This window comes from Xanthomarina maritima (genome assembly GCF_008084905.1).
Classification (GTDB): domain Bacteria; phylum Bacteroidota; class Bacteroidia; order Flavobacteriales; family Flavobacteriaceae; genus Xanthomarina; species Xanthomarina maritima.
The window spans coordinates 66,902-79,286 of the sequence record NZ_VSFC01000030.1 but is presented as its reverse complement, the minus strand read 5'-3'; the positions used below and the strand labels follow the sequence as shown (position 1 = coordinate 79,286).

Genomic DNA, 12,385 nt, shown 5'->3' with positions numbered 1-12,385 from the left:
TTATACTTAATAAACTAAATAGTAGTGAGTGACAGCGTTTGAGCTTTTTCTATTGTCATGGCAGCCTTAAAAAATTCTATAAATCTTGGTCTCTGTTCTGGGTTGTGGGTTCTAAGTTCTCAGTTTTTCATTAGAGCTATACTAACAACTTTATTTAACCGGCTTTGATATGAGGGTTATATGGGGTTGACATAGGGATACCATGAAGTTAGCTGTGAAGAAAATAATGCTATTCCAATTCGAGAAGATTTGTTGAATAATTTTCATAGAATTGAACCGGATTGTAATTATATTTTTTTTAAAGCAGATGGGACTGCAAACTTATGGTACGGAAAATCCATTACTGGTGAATATGAATTTTTTAATCATTTTGGAGTTCATCCTATAACTGGAAAAACATTAAAAGAAGGAAGTGTTTATATAAAAGACAAATACATCTGTGAAAAAAACGACCAATAAACACCTTAAATAGTTAATAAAAAAAGCGCACAAAGTATCTGTACGCTTTTAAACTCTCTCACACTAATTAAAATGAATTAATAGCTTAAGACAAAGCTATGACATGAGAATATTAATTTATTACTGTTATCCGTAATGGATTGGAATTTTTTTAAATAAGTCCTAAATCTTTTACAATAGCAACCAAATGGATGGCATTGTTTGCTTTAAACTGGATGCGAAGTTTGTTAAGACGTTTTTCTATGGTGCTTAAACTGTTTGGCGAGATATTCTGTTCTTTAAACAACAGACTTATTTGATCTTGGGAAAGCCCATTAGATAGGTGTTTTAGTAAGAGCACATCGAAATCGTCTATTTCTAAATTGGATTTTTTATGGAGGGCTTGATTGACTTGATCGGACAGATACAGGTTATTATCAAATACGGCATTCACCGCTTCTGACAACTCTATTAAGCCTCTTCTACCCTTGCAGACATAGCCCTTTACACCATGTTCATTAATGAGTCTTCTAACTCTTTGAATACGGTCTTCTATAGAATATACAATTATTTTTAATTCTGGAAACTCTTGATTTAAAGCTTCAATAGCAGACGTTTCGCTATCATATAACATGCCTAGTTTATTTTGAATTAAAGCTATTTGTCTCAGGTTATAGATAGCATTTAGAGTATCTAGCTGCTTTAAATTTTCGTCTTTTTTATTTTTGTAGTAGACGAAAGCCTGCAATAAATCTGATTTAGAATTTGGTTTTATAACTTTATTATAGTAAAAGATGGCACTATCTACAGGTTCTTGCTGTGGCACATTATCTTTAGCATAGCTAGATAAAAAACAGACAGATACAAAGAGGAAAGATATTTTTAATTGGAAGGACATATTTATAATTGGTACATCTAAAGGCAATTACGTCTGATAAGTTTTATTAAAAAGGCAGCATTCCAAATGAAGAATTTGACTGTTCTGAGCAGATGAAAATATCTACAATATCATTGTTTAAAAACTCAACATATATTGCATATATCAATCCTGATTGATTTCCAGTTAACACAAAAACAGGCTTACCACACAAACAACCCGTACAAATATTGGTAGACAGATTTAAATGGGTGTCTCCTTTTTTTTGCATGTAATTAAAGATTTGTTTTTGTTTATAGATGAAGGCTGTTTTTTGCATATCCTGGTAATACCCTTCATCTAATAAATAGTTTAACTTATGATAATCCATAAGCTTGTATGCATCAAGAACCTGACTAAGATGGTTTTTTGCCTCTTCCTGTTTTGCTATTGACATTATTAATTCTTGAACTTCCATATTTGTATTTTCATTAAAGATAATAAATAAAACTAAGTGCCTTTAAAATATTAAAACCTAAAATAAAGTTATTCACCTCTCTCCTTTTAACTAAAAACACGTATTACTATGTAAATAAAAATTAACTAAAAAGACCTATCTTAGTCCTGTATTCTTTTTTTAGAACAAGCTTAATGGTGTACATATCCCTAAGTTGTGCTTCATTATCCGAAACCGCTAACCAATGATAAAATTCTTTAGAAAAATTCGACAAAACTTACTCATGGAAAACAAAACTGGAAAGTATTTTAAATACGCTATTGGAGAAATAGTACTTGTCGTTATTGGGATTTTAATAGCACTAAGTTTAAATAACTGGAACGAAGTCAGGAAGGAACGCACAGTTGAATTAGAGACGCTCAAAGATTTAAAATCTGAAATTGAACAAAATATTCTTGTTTTTGAAAAGCATCTTAATAAAAAGCGAATAGGGAAGAAGAATATTGACACTTACGTAAACCTACTTATAGCAGGAAATACTAGCGTAGAAGATATTATTGCTTTCTTCGACAAGGGATATGCTGGCGCCACTTATAATCCCTCAAATGGTGTATTAAACTCAGTTATTAATTCAGGAAATATAAACACACTTACCAATAAGGAATTAAAATACGAATTGACTAGCTGGAAGGATGTACTAATAGATTATCAAGAAGAAGAAATTCTTAGTCTCAATTATAACTTTACTCATATTGATAATTTTGAAAATAACTTAAAACCAAAACGCGATGTTCGATTTAGTGATACTTCAAAAAAAGAATATGACCAAATGTATATTAACCTTTCTAAGACCTTGTCGCATAGAAACCATATACTAGAAATGCAGAATTTTTTAGTAATGATTATAGAAGAAGGAACGAGCCTTTTGTCTAAGATGAAGTTCATTAATCAACTCATAACTTTAGAGATAAAAGATAATTTTGATGATTAAATTCTTTAGAAAAATTAGAAAAAACTTGCTTTCAGAAAGAAAAACTGGAAAGTATTTAAAGTATGCTATCGGAGAAATTATAATTGTTGTTATTGGGATATTAATTGCTTTACAGATTAACAATTGGAATGAAAGTCGGAAATTGGATCATTTGATAAAGAAGTATGAAGAGAATATTGTAAATGAATTAAAATCAGACCTTTTGAGATTAAACGTAATGGATAGCATCCGTAATTCCGTCCAAAAAAGGGCTGAAAACTATCTTGAATACTATAATTCTGACAATCCAGATATAAATACTTTAATAGTAAAGTTTGACAGTATTAATCCAATATTTGATTTATTCACAACGTCTACATTCACAGCACAAGATTTAGTTGCAGCTGGAAATTTAAAACTATTTTCATCCGATAAAAAAAATGCTATTTTAAAGTTCATATATGACCTAGACAGATACCAGGTTTATGAACAAAAAACTCTTGAAACTGTACTAGATAGTTATAAAGATTTTAAAAAAGAGATTGACATATTATACAGTTTCAATTTTGCAAAAAAAGAACACGCCTTAGTCGAAAACTGGCGGTATGATTTGAACTCTAATCAAATAAGGCTACAACACAATTTCTTGGCAAATCTTTTACTTTTATTTGAATACCAAGAAGGTATTTATAAAGGATTTAGGAAGCAAACAAATGGATTAACAAAAATTCTTGAATAATAAAACGAAAGCACAACAATGTATATAAAAAATAGGCGAAACATCAATAAATTCAAGAGCTTTGGTTCGTATCAAAGTTTGTGCTTAACTGAAAGTTTTCTGCTTCGCAATCGCCTACTTTTCATATACTAACCGTCGTTTACTTTATTTAAAGCAAACATCTAAACAAGTAGATAAATGCCAAAATTAACAATAGATAAGGTTACAATAAGCTATGAAGTTTATGGTACTGGAAAACCAGTAGTACTTCTTCACGGAGGAGCAGTTGATTTCAACTATAACTATGTTCAAACTGGTTGGGTTCAAACCTTAACGGAAAACGGATTTCAAGTAATCGGTATCAATTTTCGCGGTTATGGAAAAAGTGATAAAAGCAATGACCCAAACTTTTATGGAACTACAAATTTCTCAAATGATGTGATTCATTTAATTAAGCATTTAGATTTTAACAATGTATGTTTAATAGGTTATTCAATGGGAACACTAATAGCTTTTGATTTGCTAAATAAACATCCTGAATATTTTTCAAAAGCGGTTTTGATGGCAACAGGAGATGGACTTATTGGAATTCCTCCATACATTCTAGAAAATCTTTTACCAGGCTTTGCAAGAGTGTTTTCATATGACAGCTTCCCAAGCCATTTACCAAAACATATTTCTGCGTATTGGAATTTTCTAAATGAAGTTGGATTAGATAGAGAATCTATGATTGCTATGAGTCTTGGAAAGTATTCTACTCTAACTGCAGAAAATGCTGCTGAAATTAAAATTCCAACTCTGATAATTAGTGGTGAAATGGATTTGGTGCTTGGTAAAGGGCAAAAAGTTGCTCAAGCTTTACCTAATGGAGAATATTTGGAAATCAAAGGTGCTAATCATTTTGAATTAGTAACGGAAAAGAAAGCACATAAATCAACGATTAAATTTTTAAATAAGAACTGATAACTAAAATACCTAAAACCAACAACAATATAAAACATTGCTTCTAACATTTTCTATCGGAAAGTCCTCGACAAACCAAACTAAAAACAAATTTTTAAACTAATTATAAACCCACGCAATGTTTCTTATACAAAAACGTTATTAGCATTTTTTAGATAGGTTTTTAATTAATAGAAACAGAAGATAAGCTTTAACAAGGAACTTACTTTTCTGAAATTAAATATATAAAAAAGAGCCTTACATTCCTGAAAGGCTCTTATCAATTAACCAAAAAAACTATTTTGCTATTAATCAATCTTGGCTATACTAATTCAATCCAATTTATAAAGCCTTAACTATTAGCTTTTACTTTTATGGTACAAATGTAAAGAGCATTCATAACATACTATATGACATGGCGTGTCATGAAAACAACATCTAACTTAGATGCAAAAAAAAGCGCAAAATTTTCATTTTGCGCAAAAACATCAATCTACGATTGATCCCAATTAATAGCATCTTTATATTATTCTATCACTATTTTTTTAGTGATTTGTCCTTTATCTGTAATCACTTTTACAAGGTAGATTCCAGCCTGTAAATGATTCACATTAATTTTGTTACTTCTTGATTCTTGTTTCACTTTTTTACCTAATATATCGAAAATGTCTACTTTTTGAATATGGTTTGTTGTTGCAATGTTTATATAATTTGAAACTGGATTAGGATACACTGTAATTGTGTTATCTTCTAATATAACTTGTTCAACATTTAAGGTACTAAACATAAAATTATTGAGTTCAGGTGCAGGAATTGAGAAATAATCTTGAGTGGTGGTTCCATCAATATTCGAGTTATAAAAACTATCAAGCACACCAAGAGCACCTACTGCTATTGGATCGGTATTCAATAAGAAATACATATTTCCAGAAACTGGTGAACTTGTTATAGAGAAGCTAACTAAATCTATATGCTGTCCGTTTGTATGAGAAAGGATGCTTTGTCCTGGAGGCATGTTAAACTGAAATACATCTTTAGTACCATCACCTAATCCTAAACCACTTAAAAATGTAGCATCATACTCTTGAGCACTCCAGGTACGTCCAGCCAATAAACTTGTATGGTTGGTAACATCTATGGCTCCTGCTGGTAACACCAACGTAAACCCAACATCTGACATATCTGTATTTCCTGTAGAATCAAAGTCTGGAATACTTACAATTTTGAAATTATATTCCGAAATATGTACGATTCCTAATTGATATTCTTGACTATATGATACGCATGCTATAAAGCAAAATAACGCTGTAAAATATATATTTTTCATGTTTAGTGATTTATTTGTCATGTTTATTTTAATTAATTATTTGGAACTGTTGATATTATTGTAAACGTTGGGGAATTAAATCCATTATCTGGATGTGCTAGCACATTATCTTTAATTATATTACTGTCGTTTCCAGATCCTGAAAATTTACCAATTCCATCCATATTTATATCAATATTCAAATATCCCATTGAAGAAAAAGTTGTTGAATTAAACGCATTTGCTGGGTCTGCCAGAATAAAATCTTTTATCACATTACTACCATTATTGGAACCAGAAAATTTTATTTGGTTACTTATATTCGAATCTCCTGTCCACAAGCCAAAAACACCATTAGGCATCCCTAAACTGGTTTGCGCATTAGAGCCATAAGTAGCTATGCTTCCATCGGAAAAATTAAATACATCGGGAACAAAATTTAAAACACTAGATACATTAGACATCATACCCAAATGGTTTCTGTGGCTGAATGATATGTAATAAGCTTTAGCCCAAAGATTGAAAGCTATTTCAGAAACTCCATCTACATCTACTACATCTCCATCTCGTTGTAATAAGGCTGATCTTGTTTTAAGAATGTTTTGTGGATTTAAAGCATCTCTTAAAGACACTTCTATCCAATCTACAATAGCGTTATCTCCTGTTACATTGAAAACAGAAACATCGCAAGTTAAACCATCTTCATACGGACTTGTTGTTGGAAGATATCCAAGAGATCTAAGACTATCTCTCATTAAGTTTTCTTCTCCTGAAATTGGATTTAGCATGGCACCTTGTAAAAATACTTTAGGTTGTAATTTGGCCTTACAGTCTGTATCGCTATAAAGTGTTTGTGCATCTTTTGCTGTCCAGTTGGAATTTGAGTAAGAAACATTATCTACTAAAACACAATAAAGACCTGGATTACCAGAAGCATCAAAGTTTACAAAGTTTAGATTATTGCCATTCTTAACGTTAAGTATTTCAAGTTGGTTGTTAGAACAATTTAAAGAGATTAATGTAGTAAGAACACTTACATCTAAACTTGTTAAGTTATTATTACTACAATTTAAAACCTGTAACGAATTAAAAGCTCTTCTTTCTACAGTTTTAAATTCTGTACCATAACGTGTTAAAGTAACAACGTTACCATTAATCAAACTACTAATATCTGTAATAGAATTCCCAGATAAATTAATTTCTGTAACACTGGTAAAAGCTTCAAGACCTGTAATATCTACTATACCTGAACCACTTAAATCTAAAGTTCCTGTAAATGCTGCAGCTTCTTCATAAGACATAACTCCATCGCCATCTGTATCAATAACACCTAAATAGGCATTAATTGCCGTGTCTAAATTTGTATCTGTAGTATAAACAGTCCAAACCGAATTACAATCCTCACTATAGGCAGCCGTTGGATCTATATTTGTCCAGTTGGTTGTTGCATAGACAGCATCATCTACAGAAACACATTCTAAACTTGGATTATTTGTTAAAAAGATTTCTGTAACATTCGTGTTATTCCCATTTGCTAGGTCTAATCTATAAAGATTTGGCATATCGCTAGCATATAATCTAGTAATCGCGTTGTTTGATAAATCTAAACTTTCCAAAGGTGTATTGTAAACTCCTAAATTAAAAAGTAACGGATTATTGGATAAATCGATATTCGTTAAGTTTGGGTTGTCTGCAATCCAAAGCTGTTCAAGATTAACGTTCTGGCTTAAATCTAATTCGCTTATTAAAGTACCCTCTGTGGTTAAAGTTGGCAATTGAGGTAGCATACTAATATCTAGACTTGTAATTGGGTTTATTCCAACTGCTAGGTTTACCAAACTCGTATTTTGACTTACATCAACAGACGTTAACAAATTATTTTCAAGCCATAACAATATAAGTACTGTATTGTTTGTCACATCTATGGTTGCTATTTGATTATTTTGTAACTCTAGTCTTGTTAATAAAGTATTGGCAGCAACATCTATACTAGTTAATTGATTATCATTAACAGATAACCTATCTAGATTTAAATTATTTGAAACATCAATATTTGAAAAATTATTACCCCCTATATATAATTGCGTTAAAGCTGTGTGATTTGTAACATCGATATTTGAAAAATTATTGCCAATTATATTTAATCGTGTTAAGGCTAAATTGTTTGAAATGTCAATAGTTGACAACTGATTATTTCCTAAATACAACCACTCTAAGTCTGCATTTTGAGTGACATTAATACTAGTTAAACTATTATCAGAAGCCACTAAACGCGTTAAATTTGTAAATGCTTCTATTCCTGTCAAATCGGATATAGTAGAATTTACATTGGGTAAGTTTACATTGTTTATTGGATCGTTAACATACAATTGTGTAACAGCAAGGGCATTTGTTTCCAGAATATTACCATTCAATCCATTGGTGTCAAAACCTAAATCAATTAAGGCTTGCTCAAAATTGGCATCTGGAATGGCAATGGTTGTCGTGTTGCTACAATCTGTACTAAAACTAGTTTGAACATCTCTATTTGTCCAGTTATTAAAACTATAAGTTGCATCATCAACCTGAATACAGTCTAAATTTGGATTGTTAGTTGCGTTAAAATTATTTGAATTGAAATTTACATTATTCCCATTTTTTAAATTTAAAACTGATAGGTCATTATGCTCAACCCACAACCCTACTAAAGCTGGATTATTACTTAAATCAAGTATTCCAGTAAAGTTATTGTATGAACCAGTACCATTAATATCTCCTATTGAGAAATAAAACAACTCTGACCAGTTTGAAAAAATTTCAGGAATATCTCCAGACAAGAGATTGCCATTAACCCAAAAGGATCCCATAGCAGTTAGATTTGAAAAAGAGGCAGGAATATTACCTGTAAGTTGGTTGTTTTCTAAACTTAGTATAAATAAGGATGTACAATTTCCTAACTCTGAAGGAATGGTTCCAGATAAATCATTTTCCCACAAGTTTAATTCGGTTAAACTGGTACAACCACCTAATTCTGAAGGTATGTTACCTGATATTTGATTAAAGTTAAGGACTAATCTTTGTAATGCATCTAAATCACCTATTTCAGCTGGTAGTGTTCCGTCCAGATTATTAGACTCTAATACAATTTCAATAACACGATTATCTGATACGGTTACACCATGCCATTGGTACACAGGAGCTGCCGTATTCCAGTTGGTGTTAGTGTTCCAGCTTCCTCCATTAGTTGCATTGTATAAGGCAACAAGTGCTGCTCTATCTGAAGCCAATAATTCGCGATAAATATGTATGATTTCTCTTTCTATAACTAACTCTGTAATAATAGAACTCGAAGCTTTACAAGTATAGTTTCCTGCATCAGCTTCCTGAGCATTTGCAATGGTATAGGTTAAACCCGTTTCACCAACAATAGGTTCATTATTTTTAAACCATTGGTAAGTAACCCCTGTTCCACTAACAGCAGGCATGGTTAAGTTATAGTTATTTCCTACCACTAAGTCGATATCTATTTCGCTAACAATAGGGTTCATAAGTGCAGCACCAAAAAATGCAATATTCGCAGTGTAGGTAGCATATTCATTTTCAAAATCTGCGAATTGAAAACCGTTGAGATTAATATTAAAGAAATTTAAATTAGTTAAACCAGTAAGGTCTGGTATTGTACCTGAAAGATTATTTCTAGAAAGTTGAAAATGCTCCAGATAATGTAAATTTTGTAATTCTACTGGTAAGGTACCTACTAGGTTTCCTCTATTTTTGTCTATTCTGGTTACATGTCCATTAACAACAGTAATTCCAGCCCATGTAGACACAGGCTCGGCTGTATTCCAGTTGGTGTTATCAGTCCAATTTGGTCCGTCGGTACTGTTATACAAAGCTATTAAAGCATTTCTTTCTAATGAAGGCACTTCTAAAGCACAAGCTAAACTAAAGGAAACTCCAGGATCTACATTGGTCCAATTGTTTGTAGCGTAGGCTACGTCATCCACTTGAATGCAATTTAAGCTTGGATTGTTGGTTAAAAAGATTTCTGTTACATTGGAATTATTGCCATTATTCAAATCTAATCTGGATAGATTAGGCATGTCTTGAGCATGAAGTCTTGTTATGGCATTATTTGATAATTCTAAGTTTTCTATAGGAGTATTATAAACCCCTAAATTAAATAATAATGGGTTGTTGGACAAATCTATACTTGTCAAGTTTGGATTATTTGCAATCCAAAGTTGTTCTAGATTAACATTTTGACTCAAGTTTAGAGAGCTAATCAACGTATTTTCAGTAGTTAAAATAGGTAATTGTGAAAGCATCGACACATCTAAGCTTGTTATTGGATTTAATCCAACGGCTAAATTTAGAAGGCTGGTATTCTGGCTAACATCTACAGATGTTAATTGGTTGTTTTCTAAATATAATACCTGAAGTACTGTATTGTTAGTTACATCTATAGCTGCAATTTGATTGTTTTGTAACTCTAGTCTTGTTAATAAAGTATTGGCAGCAACATCTATACTAGTTAATTGATTATCATTAACAGATAACCTATCTAGATTTAAATTATTTGAAACATCAATATTTGAAAAATTATTACCACCTATATATAATTGCGTTAAAGCTATGTGATTTGTAACATCGATATTTGAAAAACTATTGCCAATTATATTTAATCGTGTTAAGGCTAAATTGTTTGAAATGTCAATAGTTGACAACTGATTATTTCCTAAATACAACCACTCTAAAGCTGCATTTTGAGTGACATTAATATTAGTTAAACTATTATCAGAAGCCACTAAACGTGTCAAATTAGTAAAGCCTTCTATTCCTGTTAAATCTGTAATAAGCCCATTAACATTAGGTAAGTTAGCATTTGTTAATGGGTCGTTTACATAAAGCTGTGTTACTGCAAGAGCATCCGTTTCTAAAATATTTCCATTTAATCCATTGGTATCATAACCTAAATCGATTAAAGCTTGTTCGAAATTTATGTCTGGAATAGAAACGGTTTGGGCAAAGGTGTTTTGCTGAAAATTACATAGAATAAAAAATAAGGACATCCATACAAATGGAAGTCTATTCTTTAACAAATAGGTCATAATTGTTATAGTTAGAAAATGAGAATTTATATAAATATAAATTCAGCATTTGATTAATAGCATTACGAAAACTAAGGAATACTAATAAGAATAGGAAGTTTTTGTCACGAACGACATGTTTCTGTTCACAACATACATCCTATTTTAAATAAAATGCAAAAGATTACTCTTTATTTAGGATGTCTTTTAAATCTTGTTTATAAACTCTAGACAGATTAATCCACTCTCCATTGTCTAACATGACTTTATTAGAATTGATTATTTTAATTCTATTTATGTTTACAATGTAAGATTTGTGAATACGTATAAACGAATTAGAAGGCAATGATTTTTCAACTTCAATCATGGTGTTTCTATCTATTTCAGGATTCCTTTTTGCATCCAGATAATACTCAACATAATGTCCATCAGATTTTATATATAAAATGTTAGAAGAATTGATAGAAGCTTTACTTTTTAAGTGGATTACTTTATCTTCTTTCGTCACATCTTCAAGTTTAGATTCTTTTATTTTTTCTAGCTTTTGTTGAATCTCTTTAACGTCATTTTCAGTGTCTTTATGCTTTTTAAAAAACCTATAAACTATGACTGATAAAATAAGTATTATTAGAATAGCTATAAATAAATTCGACCTTAAAAATAGGTTTGAATCTTCCACTTCGTTTAATCTCGATTCATATTCTTTTGCTTTTTTAATCTTAATATTTTCATTCAAAACGGAAATTCCAGATTTTGAAAAATCCATAACTCTAGGTTTAGATTCTCTGGCAAGATTAGCATACTTGTTAGCTAATTCTTCATCTCCTTGGCTGCTATAAATTCGTGATAATAAAATATAATTGCTTGGAAGCAACATGTCTAATTTATTCTCTTTTGCAATGTTCAAGCTAGAATCGGCATATGATATAGCCTTATTATTGTCTTTCTTTTGAAATTGAAGTTCTGCAAATAAATATAAATTTTGAGCAATAAACCTCTTGTTATTAATTTCTTTAAATCCTGTATAAGATTTGTTTAAATAATATGCAGCACTATCCAATTTTTGAAATTGCAGAAAGGATAATCCAATATTCATTTTTGCCATACTTGCTGGCAATACTTCAAGTTGATTGGAATGATAAGTGTCTAGTTTTTTAAAATAATAATATGCCGAATCGAATTGCATTAAACTTTTGTGGTTTAAAGCAATATTATTCATGACCATGTATTGTGATTGACTATCAGACAATTGCTCTGCAATATGCAAAGCTTTATAATAATAATTATTGCTTTCAATAGTATTGTTAGAGGTTCTTTGAGCATTTCCTAAAGCTACATAAGCACTATATCTCCAATAATCCAGATTGTTTTCTTCAGAATATTTTAGTAATTTATTAGCATAATATGTGACACTATCTTGATTTTTAGCATGCTTTTTTAAAAGATTGGTTAATCTAATAATTTCTTTATCATTTAAAAGCTCAGATTGTGCATATCCAGAAAAATTAAAAATAAATATAAGAAAACTTAAAACTTGAAGTAATGTAGTTTTGTTCATTAGGCATTAGGCTATTTATGGTTTAACGAATATATAGCAATTGGTTTTAATAAACAATCTATTAAATTCTG

9 protein-coding genes are annotated in these 12,385 nt (G+C 30.6%); 4 read left to right on the top strand and 5 right to left on the bottom strand.

Features of this window, described 5'->3' with window-relative positions:
* The first annotated feature begins 249 nt into the window (after positions 1–249).
* A complete protein-coding gene (locus FVF61_RS06075) occupies positions 250–459 on the top strand; it encodes a hypothetical protein (RefSeq protein ID WP_148454396.1) in 210 nt (69 codons plus the stop codon).
* A 151-nt stretch (positions 460–610) separates the two neighbouring features.
* Here the strand turns inward: FVF61_RS06075 and FVF61_RS14255 are convergent, their stop codons facing one another.
* The gene (locus FVF61_RS14255) at positions 611–1,336 is read right to left on the bottom strand and encodes a response regulator transcription factor (RefSeq protein WP_199757279.1); all 726 of its coding nucleotides are present in this window, start codon (positions 1,334–1,336) and stop codon (positions 611–613) included.
* Between the two features lie 46 nt (positions 1,337–1,382).
* The gene (locus FVF61_RS06065) at positions 1,383–1,772 is read right to left on the bottom strand and encodes a hypothetical protein (RefSeq protein WP_148454394.1); all 390 of its coding nucleotides are present in this window, start codon (positions 1,770–1,772) and stop codon (positions 1,383–1,385) included.
* A 223-nt stretch (positions 1,773–1,995) separates the two neighbouring features.
* Between FVF61_RS06065 and FVF61_RS06060 the strand changes: the two genes are divergently transcribed.
* From FVF61_RS06060 to FVF61_RS06050, 3 genes are all read left to right on the top strand, one after another.
* Positions 1,996–2,742, top strand: a complete 747-nt coding sequence (locus FVF61_RS06060; protein ID WP_148454392.1) for a DUF6090 family protein — start codon at positions 1,996–1,998, stop codon at positions 2,740–2,742.
* A complete protein-coding gene (locus FVF61_RS06055) occupies positions 2,735–3,460 on the top strand; it encodes a DUF6090 family protein (protein WP_148454390.1) in 726 nt (241 codons plus the stop codon). Before FVF61_RS06060 ends, FVF61_RS06055 begins: the two co-directional genes overlap by 8 nt.
* A gap of 177 nt (positions 3,461–3,637) precedes the next feature.
* Positions 3,638–4,402, top strand: coding sequence for an alpha/beta fold hydrolase (locus tag FVF61_RS06050; protein WP_148454388.1), 765 nt, complete (start codon positions 3,638–3,640; stop codon positions 4,400–4,402).
* A gap of 505 nt (positions 4,403–4,907) precedes the next feature.
* Here FVF61_RS06050 and FVF61_RS06045 read toward each other — a convergent pair.
* The 3 genes from FVF61_RS06045 to FVF61_RS06035 form a co-directional block, all read right to left on the bottom strand.
* Positions 4,908–5,708, bottom strand: coding sequence for a T9SS type A sorting domain-containing protein (locus FVF61_RS06045; RefSeq protein ID WP_158635187.1), 801 nt, complete (start codon positions 5,706–5,708; stop codon positions 4,908–4,910).
* A 32-nt stretch (positions 5,709–5,740) separates the two neighbouring features.
* Positions 5,741–10,777, bottom strand: coding sequence for an immunoglobulin domain-containing protein (locus FVF61_RS14330; RefSeq protein ID WP_233586717.1), 5,037 nt, complete (start codon positions 10,775–10,777; stop codon positions 5,741–5,743).
* Positions 10,778–10,940: 163 nt separating this feature from the next.
* Entirely contained in the window at positions 10,941–12,314 is a 1,374-nt protein-coding gene (locus FVF61_RS06035) for a LytTR family DNA-binding domain-containing protein (protein WP_148454384.1), read from the bottom strand.
* Positions 12,315–12,385: the final 71 nt, after the last annotated feature.

Bases quoted from the DNA above. Each gene is read 5' to 3' on its own strand.
- FVF61_RS06055 (WP_148454390.1), top strand. From the start codon at position 2,735: ATGATTAAATTCTTTAGAAAAATTAGAAAAAACTTGCTTTCAGAAAGA.
- FVF61_RS06050 (WP_148454388.1), top strand. From the start codon at position 3,638: ATGCCAAAATTAACAATAGATAAGGTTACAATAAGCTATGAAGTTTAT.
- FVF61_RS14255 (WP_199757279.1), bottom strand. From the start codon at position 1,336: ATGTCCTTCCAATTAAAAATATCTTTCCTCTTTGTATCTGTCTGTTTT.
- FVF61_RS06060 (WP_148454392.1), top strand. From the start codon at position 1,996: ATGATAAAATTCTTTAGAAAAATTCGACAAAACTTACTCATGGAAAAC.
- FVF61_RS14330 (WP_233586717.1), bottom strand. From the start codon at position 10,777: ATGACCTATTTGTTAAAGAATAGACTTCCATTTGTATGGATGTCCTTA.
- FVF61_RS06045 (WP_158635187.1), bottom strand. From the start codon at position 5,708: ATGAAAAATATATATTTTACAGCGTTATTTTGCTTTATAGCATGCGTA.
- FVF61_RS06035 (WP_148454384.1), bottom strand. From the start codon at position 12,314: ATGAACAAAACTACATTACTTCAAGTTTTAAGTTTTCTTATATTTATT.
- FVF61_RS06065 (WP_148454394.1), bottom strand. From the start codon at position 1,772: ATGGAAGTTCAAGAATTAATAATGTCAATAGCAAAACAGGAAGAGGCA.